This window comes from Streptomyces changanensis, assembly GCF_024600715.1.
In the GTDB taxonomy this organism is placed as follows: domain Bacteria; phylum Actinomycetota; class Actinomycetes; order Streptomycetales; family Streptomycetaceae; genus Streptomyces; species Streptomyces changanensis.
The window spans coordinates 568,631-590,080 of record NZ_CP102332.1 but is presented as its reverse complement, the minus strand read 5'-3'; the positions used below and the strand labels follow the sequence as shown (position 1 = coordinate 590,080).

Annotated in this window: 20 protein-coding genes and 1 riboswitch; of the genes, 9 read left to right on the top strand and 11 right to left on the bottom strand. The window is 74.6% G+C overall.

What is annotated here, in order from left to right; all coding sequences use genetic code 11:
• Positions 1-108: 108 nt before the first annotated feature.
• Both NRO40_RS02560 and NRO40_RS02555 read left to right on the top strand, forming a co-directional pair.
• On the top strand, positions 109-846 hold the full coding sequence (locus NRO40_RS02560) for a hypothetical protein (RefSeq protein WP_058940318.1): 738 nt from the start codon (positions 109-111) through the stop codon (positions 844-846).
• A 77-nt stretch (positions 847-923) separates the two neighbouring features.
• Positions 924-1,430, top strand: a complete 507-nt coding sequence (locus NRO40_RS02555) for an SPW repeat domain-containing protein (RefSeq protein ID WP_107114981.1) — start codon at positions 924-926, stop codon at positions 1,428-1,430.
• 158 nt (positions 1,431-1,588) lie between these two features.
• Here NRO40_RS02555 and NRO40_RS02550 read toward each other — a convergent pair whose 3' ends face one another.
• Complete coding sequence (locus tag NRO40_RS02550; RefSeq protein ID WP_058940316.1) at positions 1,589-2,194, bottom strand: hemerythrin domain-containing protein; 606 nt, start codon at positions 2,192-2,194, stop codon at positions 1,589-1,591.
• A gap of 9 nt (positions 2,195-2,203) precedes the next feature.
• Positions 2,204-3,403 (bottom strand): hypothetical protein, encoded by a 1,200-nt coding sequence (locus NRO40_RS02545; RefSeq protein ID WP_058940315.1) that lies wholly within the window; start codon positions 3,401-3,403, stop codon positions 2,204-2,206.
• A 282-nt stretch (positions 3,404-3,685) separates the two neighbouring features.
• Here NRO40_RS02545 and NRO40_RS02540 point away from each other — a divergent pair, with 282 nt between their 5' ends.
• The 5 genes from NRO40_RS02540 to NRO40_RS02520 all read left to right on the top strand — a co-directional run bounded on the left by NRO40_RS02540 (position 3,686) and on the right by NRO40_RS02520 (position 8,067).
• Positions 3,686-4,225 (top strand): DUF2243 domain-containing protein, encoded by a 540-nt coding sequence (locus NRO40_RS02540; protein ID WP_079046776.1) that lies wholly within the window; start codon positions 3,686-3,688, stop codon positions 4,223-4,225.
• Entirely contained in the window at positions 4,222-5,058 is an 837-nt protein-coding gene (locus tag NRO40_RS02535; protein WP_232790928.1) for a cytochrome c oxidase assembly protein, read from the top strand. The genes NRO40_RS02540 and NRO40_RS02535 overlap by 4 nt, the downstream gene beginning before the upstream one ends.
• Positions 5,059-5,200: 142 nt before the next feature.
• A complete protein-coding gene (ctaD, locus tag NRO40_RS02530) occupies positions 5,201-6,934 on the top strand; it encodes an aa3-type cytochrome oxidase subunit I (protein WP_058940314.1) in 1,734 nt (577 codons plus the stop codon).
• Positions 6,931-7,257 (top strand): hypothetical protein, encoded by a 327-nt coding sequence (locus NRO40_RS02525; RefSeq protein WP_058940313.1) that lies wholly within the window; start codon positions 6,931-6,933, stop codon positions 7,255-7,257. The genes ctaD and NRO40_RS02525 overlap by 4 nt, the downstream gene beginning before the upstream one ends.
• A gap of 309 nt (positions 7,258-7,566) precedes the next feature.
• Complete coding sequence (locus tag NRO40_RS02520) at positions 7,567-8,067, top strand: DUF1360 domain-containing protein (protein WP_232790927.1); 501 nt, start codon at positions 7,567-7,569, stop codon at positions 8,065-8,067.
• Positions 8,068-8,197: 130 nt separating this feature from the next.
• On the opposite strand, the gene NRO40_RS02515 is transcribed toward NRO40_RS02520, so the two are convergent.
• The 5 genes from NRO40_RS02515 to NRO40_RS02495 all read right to left on the bottom strand — a co-directional run bounded on the left by NRO40_RS02515 (position 8,198) and on the right by NRO40_RS02495 (position 13,590).
• A complete protein-coding gene (locus NRO40_RS02515; RefSeq protein ID WP_058940311.1) occupies positions 8,198-9,037 on the bottom strand; it encodes a DUF1206 domain-containing protein in 840 nt (279 codons plus the stop codon).
• 55 nt (positions 9,038-9,092) lie between these two features.
• Entirely contained in the window at positions 9,093-10,187 is a 1,095-nt protein-coding gene (locus NRO40_RS02510) for a magnesium and cobalt transport protein CorA (RefSeq protein ID WP_058940310.1), read from the bottom strand.
• A 408-nt stretch (positions 10,188-10,595) separates the two neighbouring features.
• Positions 10,596-11,426, bottom strand: coding sequence for an ABC transporter ATP-binding protein (locus NRO40_RS02505; protein ID WP_058940309.1), 831 nt, complete (start codon positions 11,424-11,426; stop codon positions 10,596-10,598).
• Positions 11,423-12,547 carry a FecCD family ABC transporter permease gene (locus NRO40_RS02500; protein ID WP_058940308.1) on the bottom strand — a complete coding sequence of 375 codons (1,125 nt, stop codon included), beginning with the start codon at positions 12,545-12,547 and terminating at the stop codon, positions 11,423-11,425. Before NRO40_RS02500 ends, NRO40_RS02505 begins: the two co-directional genes overlap by 4 nt.
• Positions 12,544-13,590, bottom strand: a complete 1,047-nt coding sequence (locus NRO40_RS02495; protein ID WP_058940307.1) for an ABC transporter substrate-binding protein — start codon at positions 13,588-13,590, stop codon at positions 12,544-12,546. Before NRO40_RS02495 ends, NRO40_RS02500 begins: the two co-directional genes overlap by 4 nt.
• Positions 13,591-13,620: 30 nt before the next feature.
• Positions 13,621-13,799, bottom strand: a riboswitch (cobalamin riboswitch).
• A gap of 397 nt (positions 13,800-14,196) precedes the next feature.
• Between NRO40_RS02495 and NRO40_RS02490 the strand changes: the two genes are divergently transcribed.
• Together NRO40_RS02490 and NRO40_RS02485 are read left to right on the top strand one after the other, a co-directional pair.
• The gene (locus NRO40_RS02490; RefSeq protein ID WP_058940306.1) at positions 14,197-14,547 is read left to right on the top strand and encodes an SH3 domain-containing protein; all 351 of its coding nucleotides are present in this window, start codon (positions 14,197-14,199) and stop codon (positions 14,545-14,547) included.
• A 252-nt stretch (positions 14,548-14,799) separates the two neighbouring features.
• Positions 14,800-15,534, top strand: coding sequence for a restriction endonuclease (locus NRO40_RS02485; protein WP_232790926.1), 735 nt, complete (start codon positions 14,800-14,802; stop codon positions 15,532-15,534).
• A gap of 226 nt (positions 15,535-15,760) precedes the next feature.
• Here NRO40_RS02485 and NRO40_RS02480 read toward each other — a convergent pair whose 3' ends face one another.
• The 4 genes from NRO40_RS02480 to NRO40_RS02470 form a co-directional block, all read right to left on the bottom strand.
• Positions 15,761-18,013, bottom strand: a complete 2,253-nt coding sequence (locus NRO40_RS02480) for a S8 family serine peptidase (RefSeq protein ID WP_058940305.1) — start codon at positions 18,011-18,013, stop codon at positions 15,761-15,763.
• Between the two features lie 453 nt (positions 18,014-18,466).
• The gene (locus tag NRO40_RS02475) at positions 18,467-19,912 is read right to left on the bottom strand and encodes a glyceraldehyde-3-phosphate dehydrogenase (RefSeq protein ID WP_058940304.1); all 1,446 of its coding nucleotides are present in this window, start codon (positions 19,910-19,912) and stop codon (positions 18,467-18,469) included.
• 58 nt (positions 19,913-19,970) lie between these two features.
• Positions 19,971-20,579 (bottom strand): ATP-binding cassette domain-containing protein, encoded by a 609-nt coding sequence (locus tag NRO40_RS30505; RefSeq protein ID WP_306674851.1) that lies wholly within the window; start codon positions 20,577-20,579, stop codon positions 19,971-19,973.
• A complete protein-coding gene (locus NRO40_RS02470; RefSeq protein ID WP_306674898.1) occupies positions 20,482-21,405 on the bottom strand; it encodes an ABC transporter transmembrane domain-containing protein in 924 nt (307 codons plus the stop codon). The genes NRO40_RS30505 and NRO40_RS02470 overlap by 98 nt, the downstream gene beginning before the upstream one ends.
• Positions 21,406-21,450 lie beyond the last annotated feature (45 nt).

Here is a 21,450-nt window from a genome sequence, read left to right as displayed (position 1 = left end):
GCTCCGGCCCGGGCGCGGCCCGGACGCCGGACCGCCGCACCGCGGCGGGCCGGCGCCCGACCGTCCGCCGCCCCGCGGCGCGGAGTGCGGCCGGTGAGGGGGCGGCGCGTGCGACGACTCCCCGCACCCCCGGCCGCCAGGGACGCCGCGGCGGCGGCGTCGCTCCGGCTCGCGCAGGCCGCGGCCCGGAACCTCGCACGGCTGCGGCGCGCCCCCGCGCTGCACCCGGACGGCCTCGTCTGCTCCGCCGTCCTGACGGTCCCCGGCTCGCCCCACCGCGCGTGGGGCGTGCCGCTCCTCGACGACCCGGGCACGTACGAGGTGACCGCCCGCTGGTCGCGCGCGCTCGGCCTGCCGCAGGCCCTCCCCGACGGCTTCGGCCTGGCGCTGCGCGTGGAGGACGCGGGCGGCCCGGGACGGCCGTGGGACCTGCTGCTCACCACCAGCGGCGGCGGGCGGCTGCTGCGTCACGTCCCCCTCCCACGCCGCCGTCCGCTGGCCGGGCCGTACGGGACGCTCACCGCCTACCGGGTCGGCCCCCGCACCTGCTGGCTGGCCGCCGTGCCCCGCGATCCGCACCACGCGGTGCGCGGCGGGCTGCCGGCCCTGCGACGGCACCTGCTCCGCACCGACGTGGTCCTCGACCTGTGCGTCGCCGCGCGCGGCCAGCCGTGGCGGCCGGTCGGCGTCCTCGTCCTCACCCCGCGCCTGCCCTGGACGGGCACGTCCCCCGGCTACGACCCCTACCGGCACACCGCCCCGGGACTCCGCCCGAGCGCCCGCCTGGGCCCGCTGCGGCAGGCCGCCTACGCCGGGTCCCGCGCCGGACGCCACCGGGCCGCCTGAGCGGGCCCGGGGCCGCCCGGCAGGGCCCCGGCGGGGAGGGGTGTTTCCCCGCCGCGGGAAGGGCTACCCGGTGCGGCATGGAACGCAAAGCGGCAGCAACGGTGGCGGCGACGTCGACGCGGACGCCGACGCCGGCTTCGGCCGCGGGAGGCCGGCAGCCCTCGGCGCCGGCCGCCCGCCGGATACTGCGGGAAGGGCAGCGCGACCAGATCATCAGCCTGCTGATGGGGCTCGTCGCGATCGCCCTGTTCGTCGCCCCCTGGGTGGCCGGCGAACCCGACACCGCCAAGGACGCCCACCGCAACGAGCTGGCGGTCGGCATGGTCGTCGTCTTCGTGGCGATGGCCCGTCTCCGGTGGCACCTCGGCCGCTGGTCCGACCTGGCGATGCTGGCGGCCGGCGCCTGGCTGATCGGCTCGCCCTGGCTGCTGGCCCTGCAGGACACCGTCGTCTTCGCCGACGGCGCGCACGTCTTCGACGTGGCGGCCGGGACGGTCCTGGTCGTCCTGTCCGTCGTCTCCCTCCTGCTGTACCGCCCGGCGGTCGGGGACGACCCCGAGCCGGACCAGCAGCGGGAGCACTGAGCCGGCCGGCCGCCCCACGCGCGGCGGCCACGGACCGGTGCACGCCAAGGACGCCGGTCCGTGGCGGAACCCGGGGTTCCGCCACGGACCGGCGCCCTCTTCGCGTACGGCGTCCGCCCGAGGTTCGCGCACGACGTCCGCCCGAGGCGTCCGGCGGGTCAGCCCTGCTTGCCGCCGTCCTTGCCCATGGCCGCGCGCACCGCGTCCCTCGTCCGGTCCATCACCGCGGCGACCGGGCCGAGCGCCATATTCGCCGCGGCCGACTGCACCCCCGGGTGCGGCCGGGTGGGCGCCATGGCCTCCGCGGCCTTGACCCCCTTCGCCATGGAGGCCAGCGCCGCCGCGTCCGCGCCGCGCCGGATGTGCGTGAACTCGTACCGCTCCTCCGACCGCGCGTGCTCCTGCACGTCGCGGCGCAGTTCCAGGAGCCGCGGCAGGAACTTCGGGTCGTCGGTGTCCATGTCGTCCAGCGCGGACAGCGTCTCCTTGGCCGCCCGCTCCTCGGCGAGCCGGTCCTCCACGACCTCCTCGCCGCCCGGGAGGTTGCGGCGCGCGAAGGGGTGCACGACCTCCTCCTCCGCGGTCTCGTGCACCGCGAGGAGGCGCACCAGCCGGCGGAACGCGTCGCGCCGCTCGTCGCCGTCGGTCCGCTCGACCTCGTCGAAGAGGTTGCGGATGTCCCCGTGCTGCCGCATCAGCAGGGACACCACGTCGTCGTCGACGGCGTGGTCGTCCCCGGCGTGCGGGGTCTCGATCCGGTCCATGCCGGCCTCCTACTTCTCGCGCATCGCGGGGTCGGGGTGCTCGCCCTCCGTCTGGACGCGGTACTCACGACCGAACATCTCGTCGTGCTGCGTGATGACCCGCTCGCTCGGCGGCTCCTCGCCGCCGTGGATCCCCGCCTGCATCTGCTCGAACCGCTCGTGCGCCTCCCGGACGTAGCCGGCGCCCAGCGTCGTCAGGTCCATCTGGGTGTCGAGCAGCTCGCGCAGGTACGCCTTGTTCGGTTCGAACGTCAGGACGTTCGGCAGCTCCGGCGCCAGCACCGACTCCGGGTCGCGCCCGTCGTGGCGGCGCATCAGGTCGCACGCCAGGTGCAGGTGCTCCAGCTCCATGTTGAGGTGCAGCTCCCAGATGGCCTTGACCTTCGGGTCGCTCTCCTGCTCCATGAACGAGTAGTACAGGTAGCACTCGTTGTACTCGTGGTTGACCAGCTGCTCCCACCACGTCTCGCCCGGGTCCACCAGGGACTCGTAGTGCGTGACGTGCTCCTCCTCGATGAGCCCGATCTCCTGGTACAGCTGGCGGGCGATGGGCTCCATGTAGGTGGGGCCGGTGTTCATGTAGAAGTTCATCGTCTGCTGCTCGGCCGACAGGATCGTCAGGGCGTGCAGCTTCGACAGCGGGCTGGTGGCCTCTCGGTCGTAGGGGTCGCGCACGTTGTCGAACGGGTGGCGGTGGTGGTACTTCGTCGGCCGGCCCGGGATGACCTCGGTGAGGCCGTCGACGATCGACTCGGCCTTGCGGTGCTCGATCATCTCGTACAGGTTCGCGTACCGGTACAGGTGGTCGAAGTCCTCCAGGACACCGAACTGGTACGCCTGCTTCAGGTACGGGTCCGGCTCCATCCGGGCCACCCACGCGGTGAGGTCCACGGCGACCTGCTCGTACGCGATGGTCGTCTCCAGCACCGACGACACACCGGGCAGGAGCCAGTTCACCACCTTCTGCTGCTGCGCCTCGATGTAGCGGGTCCGCGCCAACTGGCGCTTGACCTCCGGGTCGACGGTGTTGCGCGCCAGCTGGTGGCTGAAGAGGATCGCCTCGACCTCGATCCCGTTCATCGTGATGATGCGGCACCGCGTGTACGGGTCGCAGTGGTCGGGGTCGATGGGGCTCACGTTCAGCTCCCGCCAGTTCCGCAGCTGGCGGTCCAGCGGGATACCACGCTGTTGCAGGGGATTGAACGTCATCCACGCCTCCTCGTCGGGGGTTCACGGCTGGGTACCCCGAAACGCGCCGGCGGAACAGCACAGACGCCGGGGCATGACGATCCCTAGCCACCCGCGTGCCGTGCGCCCCGGCGGGCCGCCGCGTGCCACCCGGACGGCCGCACACCCGGGCCGGCGACCGCCCCGGGCACGGCCGCGCACGGCCACCGCTCGAACGGTTCCCGGCCGGGTACATGCCCCGGGGCACACGCCCCTCCCCGCCCGTCCGGCGCGCCCCACCGGGCAGACAGAAAGGCAGGCTCCATGAGCCGGCAGGTCCCTTCCCCCGCCACCCGCCGGGAGCCCCCGCGGCCCCGCGCGTCGACGGCCGTCTGCGCGGTCGTCGGAGCGGCCGTCATGGCGGCCGTGGACGAGATCGTCTTCCACCAGATCCTGGCCTGGCACCACTTCTACGACCGCTCCACGCCCCGGATCGGCCTGCTCTCCGACGGACTGCTCCACACGGCGGAACTGCTCGCCCTCGTCGCGGGCTTCTTCCTCCTCGCCGACCTGCGCCGCCGCGGCGCGCTGGCCCGCCCGTACGCCTGGTCCGGGTTCTTCCTCGGCCTGGGCGGATTCCAACTGTTCGACGGGATCGTGGACCACAAGGTGCTGCGCGTGCACCAGATCCGCTACGGCGTGGACACCGCCCCCTACGACTGGGCCTGGAACCTCGGCGGCCTGCTCCTGCTCCTGGTCGGCGCCGGCCTCGCCCTCCGCGCCCGCCGCCTCGACCACCGTCTCGACCGTCACCCGGACGGCGGCGCGGACGGCGGCGCGGACCGTAGGGGAGGGGGCGCGTGACGCCGCTGCACGGCCACACCGGTCCGGTCGCCGTCCACGCCGGCCCCGGCCTCGCGGAGCAGCTGACGGCCGCCGCCGCGGTGCTGGCCACCGTCGCGTACCTGTGGGCCGCCGCCCGGTTGCGGCGCCGCGGGGATGCCTGGCCTCGGGCGCGGGACGCGTGGTTCGCCTGCGGCGGCGCCGCCCTCGCGTGGGCGGCCGTGGGCGGCCTGCCGGGCGGTCCGTTCACGGCCCACATGACCCAGCACCTGGTCGTCGGGATGGCGGCCCCGCTGCTGTTCGTCCTCGCCCGTCCCTTCACGCTCGCCCTGCGCGTCCTGCCGCCGGGCCCGGCCCGGCGCCGCCTGCTCGCCCTGCTCCACTCGGGGCCGGCCGGCCTGCTGCTCCTCCCCCCGGCGACGGCCCTCCTGGACGTCGGCGGACTGTGGGTGCTCTACCGCACGGACCTGTTCGCCACCACCCAGCGCGAGACGCTGCCGCACGTCCTCGTGCACGTCCACGTCCTGGCGGCCGGGATGCTGTTCACGCTGGCCGTCTGCCGGCTCGAACCGGTACGCCGCCCCTGGGGCCTCGCCCTGCGCGGCGGCACGCTGCTGGCCGCCGGCGGCGCCCACGCGGTGCTCGCCAAGAGCCTGTACGCCGCCCCGCCGCCCGGTACCGCCTACGCCCTGGCGGACCTGCGCACCGGGGCGCAGCTCATGTACTACGGCGGCGACCTGGTCGAGGTGGCCCTCGCCGTCACCCTCGCGGTCCAGTGGTACACCGCCACCGGCCGGGCCAGGGCGAGGGCCCTTCGCAGGGAGCGGTCCGCCCGCATCCGTGCAGTCGCATGAGATGTCTTGTGCCCGAAACGGCTCGTCCACCGCGCCGGGGAGGGCGATGGTCCGTAACTTGTCCCTGGCGCGCCCCGTCGGAGACGGCCCCGCGTCCCGCGTCCCGTGCCCCGCCCCCGCCCCCGCCCGGATGAGGTCCCGCATGACCATGACCACCGAGCCCACCACGCTGGTCCCCGTGAAGGGGAGGGGGTGGGGGCGCGTCGTCGTGGACTGGCTGACGACGACCGACCACAAGAAGATCGGTCACCTCTACCTGATCACGTCGTTCGCGTTCTTCCTCTTCGGCGGCCTGCTGGCTCTGGTGCTGCGCGCGGAGCTGGCGCGCCCGGGTCTGCAGCTCGTCTCGGCGGAGCAGTACAACCAGGCGTTCACGCTGCACGGCACGGTCATGCTGCTGCTGTTCGCGACGCCGACCTTCGCCGGCTTCGCCAACGCGATCATGCCGCTGCAGATCGGGTCGCCCGACGTCGCCTTCCCGCGGCTCAACATGTTCTCGTACTGGCTGTTCCTCTTCGGCGGCCTCATCGTCGTCGCCGGTCTCCTCACCCCCCAGGGCACGGCGGACTTCGGCTGGACCGCCTACACCCCGCTGAGCGGCGGGGAGCGCACGCCGTACGTGGGCGGCGACATGTGGATCATGGGTCTCGCCCTGGCCGGCTTCGGCACGATCCTGGGCGCGGTCAACTTCATGACGACGATCATCTGCATGCGGGCGCCCGGCATGACGATGTTCCGGATGCCGATCTTCACCTGGAACGTCCTGCTCACGTCGGTCCTCGTGCTGCTGGCCTTCCCCGTCCTCGCCGCCGCGCTGTTCGCCCTGGAGGCGGACCGGCGGTTCGGGGCGCAGGTGTTCGACCCGGAGAACGGCGGGGCGCTGCTGTGGCAGCACCTGTTCTGGTTCTTCGGGCACCCGGAGGTGTACATCCTGGCGCTGCCGTTCTTCGGCGTGGTCAGCGAGGTCATCCCGGTCTTCTGCCGCAAGCCGCTGTTCGGCTACATCGGGCTGGTGGGGGCCACCATCGCCATCACGGGCCTCTCGGCGACGGTGTGGGCGCACCACATGTTCGCCACCGGTGCGGTGCTGCTGCCGTTCTTCTCCTTCATGACGTTCCTCATCGCGGTCCCCACGGGGGTGAAGTTCTTCAACTGGATCGGCACCATGTGGAAGGGGTCACTCAGCTTCGAGACACCGATGCTGTGGTCGGTGGGCTTCCTCGTCACGTTCCTCTTCGGCGGCCTGACGGGTGTCATCCTCGGCTCCCCGCCCCTGGACTGGCACGTCACGGACTCGTACTTCGTGGTGGCGCACTTCCACTACGTCCTCTTCGGGACGATCGTGTTCGCGATGTTCGCGGGCTTCCACTTCTGGTGGCCGAAGATGACCGGCACGATGCTCGACGAACGCCTCGGCAAGATCCACTTCTGGACCCTGTTCATCGGCTTCCACCTCACCTTCCTCGTGCAGCACTGGCTCGGCGCGGAGGGCATGCCCCGCCGGTACGCCGACTACCTCGCCGCCGACGGCTTCACCGCCCTCAACACCCTGTCGTCCGTCGGCGCGTTCCTCCTCGGCCTCTCCACGCTGCCGTTCCTCTACAACGTGTGGAAGACCGCCAAGGTCGGCAAGCGGATCGACGTCGACGACCCCTGGGGATACGGCCGCTCCCTCGAATGGGCCACCTCCTGCCCGCCACCGCGCCACAACTTCGTCACCATCCCGCAGATCCGCTCCGAGTCCCCCGCCTTCGACCTGCACCACCCGGCGATCTCCCAGCTGGTGAAGGCCGACACCGGCGGACGCCGGGACGTCGTCGAACCGGGGATGGGCGTGGCGCCCCTGACCGACGACGACCGCGACGAACGGCCGTGACCGCACACCGGGCCGCGCGCCGCGCAGGCCGCCCGCTCCACCGGACGCACTCGCGGGAGGCCCGCGCGGAGGGCGAGGCGTTCGCGCGCCGCATGCCGTGGCTGACCGCCGCCCAGCACGAGGAGGTCGCCCGGCTCTACGCCGAGGACCGCGTCGAGTCGTCGGCCCGGCTGCTGGGGAGGACCACCGCCCGCTGCGGGGAGCTGCGCGAGGAGTACGCCGCGCACTACGACCGCCTGCGCCGGCGCCTCCTGTGCGCCGGCGCCGCCACCCTCCTCACCGCCGCCGCCCTCTGCGCGGGGACCTGGTCGGCCCTCCGCTGACCCGGCGCCGGCGACGGCGACGGCCCGAAGGTCGCCCCTCCCCGGAGCCGCCCAGCGGGGACGGCGTGGCCGTCGCGGTCACGCCCTGGGGGGACGGGCGCACCGGTTCCGTTTGTGCCCGGGCGCCATGGGCACCGGGGAGGGGCAGGCGGCGTACCGCTTCCCGTCCCGTCCCCGTCCGGACCGTGTCCGTGCCGGGGGCGCGGGGGTGCGGGCCGGGCCGCCGTCCGTACCGGTCCGTGACGGGCCGGGACGAGCACGGAGAGGGCGCGCGGACAACCCGCCGCCCGAACGAGGAGAGGGGCGCTGGTGGGAGCAGACGAAGGCATCCGGGAGACCTACGAGGGAGACGCCGAGCGGCCGCTCGGCGGATACGCGGCCGCGATGGCCGGCTACGCGGCGTACGCCGGGGCATGGGCCGCGCTGATCCGGTGCCGCGGCCGGCTGCCCGAGCGGCACGACGCCATGGACGTCGCCCTGACCGCGGTCGCCACGTTCCGGTTCAGCAGGCTGGTGACGAAGGGGGCGGTCACCAGTCCGCTGCGAGCGCCGTTCACCACCTACCAGGGCCCGCAGGGGCCCGCCGAGGTGAGCGAGGAGTCGCGCGAGGGGCACCGGCACACCGTGGGGGAGCTGCTGACCTGCCCGTTCTGCATGAGCCTGTGGGTCGGTACCGCGCTCACCGCCGGCCGCTGCGTGTGGCCGCGGGCGACCCGCACCGTCACGGCCGTCATGGCGTCCCTGGCCGGCGCGGACGCCCTGCAGCTGGCCTACAGCGGGCTGATGGACAAGGTCACGGGCGGGGAGTGAGCCCGGCCCGCCGCGCCAGGGCGGGGGGCGGGGGACGGGTCAGGGGCCCGGCCGTATCGACGGCCGGGCCCCTGACCCACGCGGCGCACGCGGTGCCACGTGCGGTGTCGTGTGCGGCGTGGACCGCGGGTCACACGCGGCGCCACCGCGCCATCGCGAAGGAGAACAGCCCGAACAGCGTGAGCCCCGACGCGACCAGTACCAGCAGCCACGGGCCGACCGGAGTCGCGGCGAAGGACCGCAACGCGTCGTCCAGCCCCTTCGCCTCGTCCGGCTCGTAGGTCAGGGCGGCGCGCACCACGAAGACGCCGACCACCGCGAACACGGCGCCGCGCGCGACACCGCCGCCCACCCCGGTCACGTCCGTGAACTGACGGGCCCGCCGCGACATCGTGCCGACCTTCAGGTGCTTGCGGTACTTGCGCAGCGCCGCCCGGACGGCCATCCAGACGCCGACGACGACGATACCGACCCCGACCAGGCCCACGATCCACCGGCCGCCGGGCAGCTCCATCGCCCGCGCGGTGACGTCCTCGGACTGCTGGTCGCCCGAGCCGCTCCCGCTGCCGCCCTCCCCACCGGCGAACGCCAGCACCGAGTAGGCGACGAACCCGTAGAAGACGCAGCGGACGGCGGACATGAGGCGTTTGCGCGCCTTGTGCCCGCCTTCGCCCGCGGCGCCGAACAGGGCCTCCGAGAGCCGCCACAGCGCCATGCCCACCAGGCCGATGCCGACGGCCCACAGCAGCGGCGAGCCCATGGGCTGCTTCGACAGCTCGGCGAGCGCACCACCCCGGTCCGCCTGCTGGTCACCCTCGCCGAACGCGATCCGCACGGCGAGCAGCCCTATGAGTACGTAGAGAACACCCCTGGCGGCGAGCCCCCACCGCGCCGCGACACCGACCGCCGAACTGTTCGCCGCGCCGCGCGCCGACATGCGGCCGGGCAGCGAGAACATGCGTGTGTTCATTTCATCCTCCCGGGGTCGCCTGCCCCCGCCGGCGGCGCGGAAACGGGCACCGGTGTCACAGCCAGCCGTTGCGCCGGAAACCGCGGTGGATGAGGACGCAGGCCGCCGTGATCACGGCGAGCGTCAGGGGGTAGCCGAACCGCCAGCGCAGCTCCGGCATGTGCGTGAAGTTCATCCCGTACACCCCGCAGACCATGGTGGGGACGGCGATGATCGCGGCCCAGGCGGTGATCCTGCGCATGTCCTCGTTCTGCGCGACGGTCACCTGCGCGAGGTGCGCCTGGAGGATGGAGTCGACCAGGCCGTCGAAGCCCTGGATCTGCTCGGTGACGCGGGCCAGGTGGTCCGCGACGTCACGGAAGTACGCGCGTATCTCCGGGTCGACCACCCGGCTCGTGCCCGTCGACAGCAGGTGCAGCGGACGGCCGAGGGGGACCACGGCCCGCTTCAGCTCCAGCAGTTCCCGCTTCAGCTGGTAGATGCGGCCCGGGTCGACGGGCTTCGACCCGCGCGGCGCGAACACGTCGATCTCCACCTGGTCGATGTCGCTCTGCACGGCGTCGGCGGTGGCCAGGTACTCGTCGACGACGTGGTCCGCGATCGCGTGCAGCACCGCCGAAGGCCCCTTGGCCAGCTGCTCGGGGAGGGCCTCCAGGGTCTCGCGCAGCGGCCCCAGCGAGCCGTGGCGGCCGTGCCGGACCGTGACGACGAAATCGGGGCCCGTGAAGACCATGAGCTCGCCCGTGTCGACCACCTCGCTCACGGCGCTGAGCGCCTCGTGCTCGACGTAGGTGACGGTCTTGAAGACGGCGAACAGCACGTCCTCGTACTGCTCCACCTTGGGCCGCTGGTGGGCGTGCACGGCGTCCTCGACGGCGAGCGGGTGCAGGCCGAACAGCTCGGCGACGTCCGCGATCTGCTCCGTGGTCGGTTCGTGCAGACCCAGCCACACGAATCCGTCACCCTGCTTCCGCACCCGCCGTACGGCCTCCCCGACGCCCTCCGCGCACTCCTGCCGCACCCCGCCCCGGTAGACGACGCAGTTGACGACGCTGCTGCCGAGCGGCGACCGGGCGGGGTGGCTGAGGTCGACTCGCCGCCCGCCGCGGGCGAGGCGGGCGACCTTGCGCAGGCTGCCGACCATGGACATGCGGTTCTCCTTCGCCGGGACCCGCACAGTGTGCCACCGCCGGCCCCCCGCGCGCCTCCGTCCGGCCGACCGCCGGGGCCGGCGCCGGTGCGCGCGCCCGGGTCGTGCGTTCGCGGCGTGCGCCCGGGGCGCTCCCGGATCCGGTCGGGAAGGACACGCCCGGCCTCATCGAGGTGCCCGGTCGTCGACGCCGGACAGCCGGCTGCGGGCCGTCGCGACCACGGGCCCGTGACCGTGGCGCCCGGCTCCCACACCGCGCCGTCCCTGTCGGCGCGGTACCCGCCGGCGGCCCGCTGCCTACGCCCGGTACGGCCGTCGGCGGTGCGGCGGCCCTTTCCTGTCCGGGGCGGGCCGCACGTCCCCGCACCGGCCCCCCAGTGACCCGGACGGCGCCCCCGCGGGCGGGCCTCACGACCCGGCGTGCTCCCGTACGGGTGCCGCCGGTGCCGCCGGTGCCGGTGGTGCGTCCGGGAGGAAGGTCACGTGCGGCGCCCCCGTGCGCGGATGGACCTCGACCTCGGCGCTCACGCCGTACACCTCGGCCAGCAGGTGCGGCGTGAGCACGTCGACCGGTGTTCCGGCGGCGGTGACCTCGCCGTCGCGCAGCACGTACAGGCGGTCGCAGTGGTACGCGGCGAGGTTCAGGTCGTGCAGGGCCACCAGGACCGTCGCGGGCAGCCGCCTGAGCAGGCCGAGCACGTCCAACTGGTGCCGGACGTCGAGGTGGTTGGTGGGCTCGTCGAGGACCAGCAGGGACGGCTGCTGGGCCAGGGCCCGCGCGATCAGCACCCGCTGGCGCTCACCGCCCGACAGCCGGTCGAAGGACCGGTCGGCGAAGTCGACGGCGTCCACCGCCGCGAGCGCCGCCTCGACCAGCCGGACGTCCTCGGCGTCGTCGCCGTCGAGCAGCCGCTTGTGCGGGGTCCTCCCCATCGCGACGACGTCCCGCACGGACAGGTCGAAGTCCGCGGCGGACTGCTGCACGACGGCCGCCAGCGTCCGGGCGAGGCGCCGGGGCGGCAGGCGCCAGGCGTCGGCGCCGTCGACGCGGACCAGTCCCGCGTCGGGGCGCAGGACCCGGTAGACGGCCCGCAGCAGGCTGGACTTGCCGCTGCCGTTGGGGCCGACCAGCCCGACCACCTCGCCCGGGCGGGCCGTGAGGGAGACGTCCCGCACGAGCCGGTGGGCGCCGGCGGTGAGCGTGACTCCCTCGACGGAGAGCTCTGTCGCGGTGGTCATCCCACCACTCCCCGGTCGCTGGCGCGCCGGGCGTCGCGCCGCATCAGCCACAGGAAGAACGGCCCGCCGCACAGGGCCGTGAGGATGCCGACGGGGATCTCCATGGGCGCGGCCACGGTCCGCGCCGCGATGTCCGCCCAGACGAGGAAGACCGCCCCGCCCAGCGCGGCCGTCGGCAGGACCCGGCGGTGGTCGCCGCCGACGAGGACCCGCACCATGTGCGGCAGCATCAGCCCGACGAAGCCGATCGGTCCGGTCGCCGCCACCATGACCCCCGTCACCAGGGAGAGCAGCACGAACATCCGGGCCCGGAACCGGGCCACGTCCAGGCCCATCGTCGCGGCGGCCTCCTCGCCCGACAGCAGCAGGTTCAGCGACCGCGCCTGGACCAGCAGCACGCCGATCCCCAGCAGCAGCGCCGCCGCGGGCAGCCACAGGCCGGCCCACCGGACGCCGCCGAGCCCGCCGAGCGTCCAGGCGAGGACCGCGCGGGCCTGGTCGCCGGTGCCGGAGGTGAGCAGCAGCAGGTCCACGACCGCCGTGAGGACCGCGGCGACGGCCACGCCGGACAGCACCAGCCGCACGGAGGTGATCCGCCCGCCCGCGCGGGCGGTGGCGTACACGACGAGCAGGGCGAGCAGGGCGCCGGCGAAGGCGGCGACCGACAGGGACAGCGCCCCGAAGACGCCGAGGCCGAGGACGATGACGCTGACGGCGCCGAGCGCCGCCCCGGACGACACGCCCAGCAGGTACGGCTCGGCGAGCGGGTTGCGCACCAGTGCCTGCAGGGCGGCGCCCACCACCGCGAGACCCGCGCCCGTGACCACGCCGAGCAGTACGCGTGGCGCCCGCACGTCGAGCACGATCGTCTCGCGCGCCCGCGACCACGTCGGCTCGGACCAGTCCGCGCCCAGCGCGTGCGTCACGATGCCCCACACCTCGCCCGGCGGCACGCGCACCGAGCCGATGGCCATGCCCGCCGTCGCGGAGACCACCAGCAGGACGCCGAGGAGGACGAGGGTGAAGGCGAACGAGGCACGGCGGGGCCCGCCGCCGCCCGCCCGGCCCCGGGGGCCGGGGTCGGTGCGGTCGGCGGGGGCGGCGGGGGCGGTGGCCGTCACCGGAACCGCTCGGGGTGCAGGGCCTTGGCCAGGTCCCCGACCGCGTACGGCGGGCGGACGCCGACGAGCGTCGCCGTCAGCGGCAGCACCACGAACCGCTTGTTCCTGATCGCGGGCACGTCGGCGAGCGCCGGTTGCGCCAGCAGGAACCGCTTCTTCTGCTCGACGCCGCCCGCGCCCGCGTAGTCGTAGATCGCGATGACCTCGGGCTTGCGCGCGACGACCTGCTCCCACGACACGTCGCCGAAGACCTCGTCGAGGTCCGCGAAGACGTTCCGGCCGCCGGCCAGCCGGATGATCTCGGTGCCGAGCCCCTTGCCGCCGGCCGTGAACGCCGCCTTGTCGCCGCTGTCGTAGACGAACACCGGGACCTGCGGGGCGCCCTTCACCGCCCGCGTCGCCTCGTCGATGCGCGAGCGGAGGTCGGCGACGAGCGCGTCGGCCCGCTCCGGCACGCCGAAGATCGAGCCGAGGGTACGGATCTCCTCGTACGTGTCCCGCATGGACACGCTCCTGCCGCCGCAGTACTCGCGGTTCAGGTACGTGTCGATCCCCGCGTCCCGGAACGCCGCCCGGGAGCGGCCCGCCTTGTCGTCGAACGCGCTGGCGTAGCCGCCGTACACGAGGTCCGGTTCGGCGTCGAGGACCGTCTCGAAGGACGGCTCCTTCTCCGCGAGTCGGGGGACGGCCGCGAAGTCCTTCCGGTACTGGGGCAGGACCGCCGAGTCGGGGAAGGCGGTGCCCACCATGCGGTCCTTCAGACCGAGGGCCAGCAGCAGTTCGGCCGGGTGCTGGTGGATGGTGACCACCCGCTCCGGCGGCCTGTCGTACGTCGTGCGCGTGCCGCAGTTGTCGACGGTGACGGGGAAGCCCTTCGCGGGCCGCGCCGCCGCGGACGGGCGGCCGTCGTCCGCGCCGCGCGAGGTGCCGCAGCCGGACAGCAGGGTCGCGGAGAGGACGGCGGCCAGGGCCGCCGCGCCCAGGGCGCGCCCGCGCGCCCGGGCAGGGGTGGGGAAGGGGGGACGGGACGAGCCGTCGTACACGTGAAGCCTCCTGCGGAGTCCGCGCTCCTCGGATCGGGCCCGCGACAGGCCAGTGTCCTGACTCCCGGATCGACGTTCCCCCGGCCTTCCCGCGCGTGCGCAGTGGCCTTCCGGTGGGGTCCACTCCCCGGTCACAGTGGCGGGACCGTGCCGGAATCGCACCGGCTTCCTGTCTCCCGTCGCGGTGATGACCAGATGATCCTACGATTCGCCACGTCAGGGACGAAAGGGCGCACGGCCGGAACCGTGCGCCCCGCCGATCCGTCAGCCTGCCCGCACCGCACCACGAGCCGCTCGGCGTCCTGGTCGTAGGGCCGGCCGTCGAAGCCGCCGAAGAAGTTCGACCCGGGCGAACCCCGCCCCCTCCAGCAGTCGGCGCAGCTCCGCCGCGCTGCGGACGAACCGGACCAGGGTGGCCCGGGACACCCGCTCGCCGCGCACCAGCGCCCAGTCCCGCCGCGCCGGCCCGCCGCTCGGCCGTACGGAGTTGTACGGACCGCCGTACGGACCCGTCCGACCTGCGGGTCTCCCCTTCCCGAGTGCCCCACCCGGGTGACTTCCTGATGGGGCGCCACCGGGGCGCACACCGATCGGAAGGACACCACCATGCGGACACCCACCCTCCTGCGGACCCGTGCCGGACTGGCCACGGCGGCGGCCGTCGCCCTGACAGCCCTCACCGTCGGCGCGGGTACGGCCGAAGCGGCCGGCAGCCACATCTCCTCCAACAGCGGCGGCGCCAACCTCCGCACCTGCGCCTCCACCTCCTGCGGCTCCCTCGGCTACCTCACCAACGGCACCGGCGTGTCCATGCAGTGCTGGCTCGACAGCCAGTGGGTCTACCCGCCCAGCGCGAACTACGCGTCGAACCGCTGGTTCCGGGTGAGCAGCCACAAGGGCACCGGCTACGTCCACTCGTCGCTCGTGGCCAACCAGACGGCCGTCGGTCACTGCTGACCCGTCCCGCGCTCCTCGCCGGGCCGCCGTCCTCGCGACGGCGGCCCGGCGCACGCGTGTCGGTGCCCGCGGGCCGCCGGGCCGGAGCCGGTCCGGGCGGGAGCCGGTTCGGGCCGCGGGGTTTGGCGCCGGGCGGCGGGGCCAGACGGGGTGTCAGGGAGGGGGTGCCGCGTGACCGTACCGCAGAGGACGACGAGGGCGCCGAGGGCGCCGAGAGCCCAGAGGGTGCCGAGAGCGCGGAGGGCGCCGAGGGTGCCGGGGGCACGGCGGGCCGGCTGGCGGGACGTGGTGCTCGCCCTGGGGCTGGTCGGGGTGGCCGTCGGCGGGCTGGCGTTGCTGGTGCGCACCGTGTGGCACGTGCCCGACGGGGCGTTCGGCCCCGTCCTGCTGCTCGTCATGGTGGTCCTCGCGGCCGTCGTGGCGGGCCGGGCCGCCACGCGCCGCGCCCCCGGCCGGGCGGCGATCCCGGCGCAGGCCCCGCCCCCGGGCCCCGACGAGGTCACGGCGGTGCTCCCCGTCGAAGGCGCCGCGCCGGCCCCGCCGGTACCCCGGCTGGACGGCGACAGCGTCGACCACGAGGAGGTCGACGCGTACGGCTTCGAGCACACGGTGGCCGCGCTGTGCGTACGGGACGGCTGCACGCGGACGGAGGTGTCCGGCGGCCCGGGCGACCTGGGTGCCGACGTCGTGGCGACGGCACCCGACGGCCGCCGGCTGATCGTCCAGTGCAAGCAGTACGCCGCCGACAATCCCGTCGGCTCGCAGGACCTCCAGCGCTTCGGTGGCACCTGCTTCGCCGTCCACGGGGCGGAGGTCGCGGTCGTCGTGACGACCAGCACGTTCACGGCGCCGGCCGTCGAGTACGCCGAGACGATCGGCATCGTCTGCGTGGACGGGGAGGCCCTCGCCGCCTGGACCGACGGCCGCACGCCCCCGCCCTGGGAGGACCCGGCGGCGGCACCGGAACCACCCGACGAGGCGGGCTGAAACGGCGGGGGCTCCGGCCCCTGCCCCCGGGGGCCCGGCGCCGTCGCTTCCGCCCCGGGACCGGGTGCCCCGAGCGCCCGCACCCCGTGGCCCGCACCCTGTAGCCGGTGCCCCGTGGCCGGTGCCCCGGGACGGGCGGGACGGGCGGGACGGCGTTGGCGGGGCGCACGGGCGCGCCGCGATCGCGCCCGGTCCCCGGCCACCCGCTCGCCGTCCAGGACGCGGTTCAGCCGGTCGTGCGCCGCAGGGGGCCGGTCAGCCTGCCCGTCACCACCAGGGCGAAGTCCTGCGGGCCCTCCAGCAGATTGCGGGCGAACACCTGGATCAGGTACCGGCCCTGCGGGGCGTCCGGGAGGCGGACGACCTCGACGTTGTTCGTGCTGTCCGTCTGCAGAAGCCGGTTGGGCAGGGTGTCGTTCCCGGCGTGCCGGACGCCGTCGGGCGTCTCCACCAGCACGCTGAGGTCGTTCTGCAGGGACCGGCCCGGCAGGTCCGTGTACGCCAGGCAGAGCCGCAGGGGTGCGCCGGCCGCCACCTCCACCGTGAAGCGGCTGACGTCACCGGTCCGGGCGAGCTGCCGTGCGGGGGTCTGCCAGGTGTCGGCGAAGTCGAGCACCAGGTCCGGGACGGCCGGGTTCGGCAGGGTGGACGGCAGGTGCACCGCGCCGAACCCCTGGTGGAAGTGGGGGTCCGGGGCCGTGGCGTCCGGCGCGGTGAGCCGCCGGGCGCCGTTGATCAGCGTGGCCTTCACCAGGGCGGCGCTGGGGCTGGTGCCCCGCTCCCGCACGTAGTACTCGCGCACCAGCGCGGCGCAGCCCGCGACGAGCGGGGTGGCCATGCTGGTGCCGCCCATGAAGGCGTACCGGGGGTTGTCGTGGAGGCCCCAGAAGCTCTGCCGGGGGGCGCCGGCGGCGCGCGTCGACAGGATGTCCGTGCCGGGCGCCACCACGTCGGGCTTCACGCGCCAGTCGTCGCACGGGCCGCGGCTGCTGAACGCGGCCAGCGCCTCGGGGTCGCCCGAGACCCGCTCGCCGGCGATCGGGTCGTCGGGGAAGGGCGTGCCCCGGTCCCATTCGCCCCAGGTGAGGTCCCCACCGGGCCCGTCGGCGCGGCTGGTGCGCGCGGCGCCGACCGTCAGGGCGTTCTTGCTCGACCCGGGCGAGCCCAGCGACAGCCAGTCGACGAACCCCTCCTGCGCGTGGAGGCGGGCCGCCGCCGTGCCCTCGTTCCCCGCGGCGATCACGACGAGCATGTCGGGCCGCCGCCGCACGTAGGCGTCGACGTCGTCGGAGTTGGCGGTGTACGCGGCCTCGGTGGCGGCGCCCCAACTGTCGTTGTGGACGCGGGCCCCGGCCTGGTAGGCGGGCTCGAACAGGTCCTCCAGCGAGGCCGGCAGACCGCCGAGGCCGCCGTGCCGGTCCTGCACCGACTGGAAGTACAGCTTCGCCTCCGGCGCGACGCCCCGGAAGGCGCCCTGGGAGGCGCTGCCGTCGCCGAGGACGGACCCCGCCACGTGCGTGCCGTGTCCGTGGGGGTCGGAGGAGTCGCCGGGGCGGCCCAGGGCGGCCGTGCCGACCACGCGGCCGTCGAAGTCGGGGTGCGTGGTGTCGAAGCCGGTGTCGGCCACGGCGACGACCTCGCCCCGGCCCGTCAGCGGCAGGCCGCCCGCCGCCTCCGCCGGCGTCACGCCGAGCAGTGCGCGGGCGACGTCGTTGAAGAGCTTCGGCTCCACGTACTCGGTCACGGCCAGGACTCCCGGGACCCGGGCGACCTCCTCCTCCAGCGGCGATCCGGCGGGGAGCCGGACGCGCAGGCGGCGCCCGCCCTCGGCGACGATCTCCGGTCCGTGCGCGTCGGCGCGCGCCAGCAGCCAGGCGCGTACGCCCGCGCGGGCGTCGGCGTCGGCCGTCACCAGGTCCCAGGTGCGCAGGGCCGTCGTGCCGTGACCTTCCGTCTCCACCTCGGTGAGCTCCCCGGCCGACAACCGCAGCGGGGCCGCCGCGTCGGGGTCGTGGTGCCGTACGGATCTGACGTAGGGCAGGTTCAGGACGTCCTCGGCCTGCTCGGGGGTGGCCGTGACGAGGTAGGCGCCGCCGGGCAGGGCGCGCAGCAGGACCACGCCCTGGCTGACGATCCCGGCGCGGTACTCCTCCAGCAGCGGTTCGCCCAGGTGCAGCACCCACTGCGCGGACACCCCGGGCTCCGGGGGGAGCGGTTCGGGTCCACTGCCCTCCCGCGCGTCGGCCCCGGCCCCGGTTCCGGTGTCGTGGGCGCGGAGCGTGGCGCGGGCGGGGGAGGGCGGTACGGCAGCGGGGCCCGGGTCGAGCGGGTCGACCAGCAGGCCTGCCGCGGCGAGCCGCGGCAGGTCGTCCGCGTCGGCGTCGCCGACGACGAAACCGCTGGTGACCGAGGTGTTGCGGAGCACGCGCACGGCCTCGGCGGCCTCCCCCTCGTGCAGGTAATAGGCGATGACACGCATGGCGTTCGCCCCTTCCGGAGCAGGGCATGTCGGGTGAGCGTCCACGAGAGGGGCCCGTGGGGCCGGGCGGGCGCGGGGCGTGCGCACGGTCGCACTGCCAAGGTAACTCCGGCGCGGCAGGTCCGCCGCTCGGCCCGGCACCCGCCCCGCCCGGCCCGGCACCCGCCCCGCCCGGCCCGGCACCCGCCCGGCACGGGCAGCGCCGCTCGGAGCCGCCGTGCCGGGGCCGCCGCCGCACGCGGCCGCCGTCACGCAGGCCCCGCCGCGCTCGGGCCGTCGGGTCCGGAAGGCCGCGCTCGGGCCCCCGCCGGCTCGGGCCGTCCGCTCGGGTCGGCACGCCGACGGCCCGCGCCGAGCGGGCGGGGCGGGGGAGTGGGGGGAGCCGGGTCGACCGGCCGCCGCCCCACCGCCGCCCCGGCCGCGCGACGCGGGCCGGGAGGTGGTGACGCCGTGTCAGACTGCGGGCGCCGGGTACGTCGGGTACTCCACCCCGGAGACGTGCTGCACGACGCGGATCACCTGGCACGAGTAGCCGAACTCGTTGTCGTACCACAGGTAGAGGATGGCGTTGTCGCCGTCGACCTTGGTGGCGCCGGCGTCGACGATCGAGGCGTGGCGCGATCCGATGAAGTCGCTCGACACCGCGTCGGGGGCGGTGGTGAAGTCGATCTGACGCTTCAGCGGCGACGTCAGCGAGACGTTGCGGAGGTAGTCGAGGACCTCCTCGCGGGTGGTCTCGCGGCCCAGCCGGAGGCTGAGGATGGCGATCGACACGTCCGGCACCGGGACGCGGATGGAGCTGCCGGTGATCGGCGCCTTCAGCTCCGGCAGCGCCTTGGCGACGGCGGAGGCGGCGCCGGTCTCGGTGATGACCATGTTGAGCGGCGCGGAGCGGCCCCGGCGGTCCGCCTTGTGGTAGTTGTCCAGCAGGTTCTGGTCGTTGGTGAACGAGTGGACGGTCTCCACGTGCCCGCGCAGGACGCCGTACTCGTCCGCCATCGCCTTGAGCGGCGGGACGATCGCGTTGGTGGTGCAGGAGGCGCAGGACAGGACCTGCTCGTCCGGCTTGATGGTGTCGTGGTTGACGCCGTGGACGATGTTCGGGACGTCGCCCTTGCCCGGGGCGGTCAGGACGACCTTGTCGATGCCGGGTCGCAGGTGCTGCGACAGGCCCTCGCGGTCGCGCCACTTGCCGGTGTTGTCGATGAGGATGGCGTTCTTGATGCCGTACGCCGTGTAGTCGATCTCCGACGGGTCGCCCGCGTAGATCACCTTGATGGCGTTGCCGTTGGCGACGATCGTGCTGTTCGCCTCGTCGACGGTGATCGTGCCCTGGAACTGGCCGTGGATCGAGTCGCGCCGCAGCAGCGAGGCGCGCTTGACGATGTCCTGCTCGCCGCCCCGGCGGACCACGATGGCGCGCAGGCGCAGGCCGTTGCCGGAGCCGGCCTTCTCGATGAGGAGGCGCGCGACGAGGCGGCCGATGCGGCCGAAGCCGTAGAGGACCACGTCGCGGGGCTCGCTGCGCTCGATCTTGTCGGCGCCGGTCGCGCCGGCCACGGCCTCGGCGGTGAACTCCTCGACGGACAGGCCGCGGTCGTCGGTCCGGTAGGTCGCCGCGAGCATGCCGATGTCGATCTGGGACGGGCCGAGGTCGAGCGTGGTGAGGGCCCGCAGGAAGGGCATCGTCTCGGTGACCGAGAGCTCCTCACCGGCGATCTGCCGGGCGAACCGGTGGGTCTTGAGGATGCTGACCACCGACTTGTTCACCAGGGAGCGGCTGTGGAGCAGGACCGTGACGTCCCGCTCCCTGTGCAGCTTCCCGATGATCGGGATCATCGACTCCGCGATCTCCTCGCGGTTCTTCCAGCTGGTGAACGAGTCCTCATTGACAGTCACAGGTTCATCTTTCGAGCTAGGCGGTGCTCATATGCTAACCCGACAGCACTTTGACCTTTCAAGCGGTGCCCACCTGAGCGGACACCCAGCTCGAATGGGAGGAAAAAGCGCCTGTTTCGCCCTGTTTCGCTACGCGATGGCGCCCCTTTAGGGGCGCAATGAACGGAAGTCGCCTGTTCCGCCCCGGCCGGTGGGGGTACCGAGGGAGGCGCCCGCCACCACCGCCGGTCGGAGCACCTGCGCGGCAAGAGCAGGAGGGGCGCGTGAGCAGCGCCCGCGCGAGGGCGACGCGTTGGCGCTCGCCCCCCGACAGGGTCGCGCCGCGCTCGCCGACCGCTCCGCGCAGACCGCCGGGGAGCCGCTCGACGACGGCACCGAGCCGGGCCAGGTCGACGACGCGGCGGACCTCGGCCTCGCCGGCGTCGGGGGCGCCGTACGTGATGTTGTCCCACAGGGTGCCGTGGACCACGCGGGTGTTCTGGTCGACGACCGCGATGCGCGCGCGGCAGTCGGATCGGCCCAGCTCCGCCGCGGGCACACCGTCGAACGACAGGGTCCCCGCGTCCGGCTCATAGAACCGCGCCACCAGGGCGAACAGGGTGCTCTTGCCCGCACCCGAGGTACCGACCAGGGCCACCTGGCGCCGGGACGGCACCGTCAGCGACACCCCGCGCAGGACGGGCCGGCCCGACGTGTACGCGAAGTGCACGTCGTGCAGGGCGAGTACGGGTGCCGCCGCACCGGTAGCGTCCGCCCGCCGGGCGGAGGCGGGGACGCGGGGGGCGGCGGACGCCGTGGCGGGCGTGGCACCGGGACCGTGAGTGGCCGCCGTGGCCGTGGCGGGGGCAGGGGCGGCGTCGAGGACCTGGGCGGGGGGGTCCGGTGGCTCCGCCGGCAGGCCCAGGGCCTGCCGTACCCGCGCGTGGGCGCCGGCACCGCGCTGGAGTCCCGATGGCGGCCGCCTCGCGCTCCTCGGCACGGTGCACCCGCACCAGGGGCAGGGCACCCAGGGCCCGTTCCAGTTCCGCGGCGACCGCGCCGACCGAGTCCTGTGTGTGCGCCGACGCCGCGCGGATCCCCTTCAGCATCGAGGCGACCAGCATCGAGGCCACCACCACCGTCAACGCCACGAGGAGCAGCAGCGGGTCGAGCCACGCCATGAGCGCGATGGCCCCGGCCGCGACCAGTGCCCCCGTGACCAGGTCGACGAGCGCCTGCGAGACGACCTCGCGCAGGACGGTCGTGTCGGCGGTGACGCGGGAGGTCAGGTCACCGGCGCGGTGCCGGTGGTACTCGCGCACCTCCAGCCGCAGGAACCGGTCGACCAGCCCGTGGCGCAGCCGGCGGACCACGCCCTCGCCCGTGCGCTCCAGGAGGTAGCGGCCGACGGCGCCCGTCGAGGCCTCCGCGGCGAACACGGCGGCCAGGAGCAGCAGGACCGACCCGAACGCCCGCCCCCCGGCACCCCGTTCGACGGCCTCCCGGGCGAGCAGCGGCTGGGTGAGTCCGAGGGCCGCCGCCGCGAGGCTGAGGACGAC

Bases quoted from the DNA above. Each gene is read 5' to 3' on its own strand.
- NRO40_RS02490 (WP_058940306.1), top strand. From the start codon at position 14,197: ATGCGGACACCCACCCTCCTGCGGACCCGTGCCGGACTGGCCACGGCG.
- NRO40_RS02505 (WP_058940309.1), bottom strand. From the start codon at position 11,426: ATGACCACCGCGACAGAGCTCTCCGTCGAGGGAGTCACGCTCACCGCC.
- NRO40_RS02480 (WP_058940305.1), bottom strand. From the start codon at position 18,013: ATGCGTGTCATCGCCTATTACCTGCACGAGGGGGAGGCCGCCGAGGCC.
- NRO40_RS02550 (WP_058940316.1), bottom strand. From the start codon at position 2,194: ATGGACCGGATCGAGACCCCGCACGCCGGGGACGACCACGCCGTCGAC.
- NRO40_RS02510 (WP_058940310.1), bottom strand. From the start codon at position 10,187: ATGTCCATGGTCGGCAGCCTGCGCAAGGTCGCCCGCCTCGCCCGCGGC.
- NRO40_RS02515 (WP_058940311.1), bottom strand. From the start codon at position 9,037: ATGAACACACGCATGTTCTCGCTGCCCGGCCGCATGTCGGCGCGCGGC.
- ctaD (WP_058940314.1), top strand. From the start codon at position 5,201: ATGACCATGACCACCGAGCCCACCACGCTGGTCCCCGTGAAGGGGAGG.
- NRO40_RS02555 (WP_107114981.1), top strand. From the start codon at position 924: ATGGAACGCAAAGCGGCAGCAACGGTGGCGGCGACGTCGACGCGGACG.
- NRO40_RS02540 (WP_079046776.1), top strand. From the start codon at position 3,686: ATGAGCCGGCAGGTCCCTTCCCCCGCCACCCGCCGGGAGCCCCCGCGG.
- NRO40_RS02545 (WP_058940315.1), bottom strand. From the start codon at position 3,403: ATGACGTTCAATCCCCTGCAACAGCGTGGTATCCCGCTGGACCGCCAG.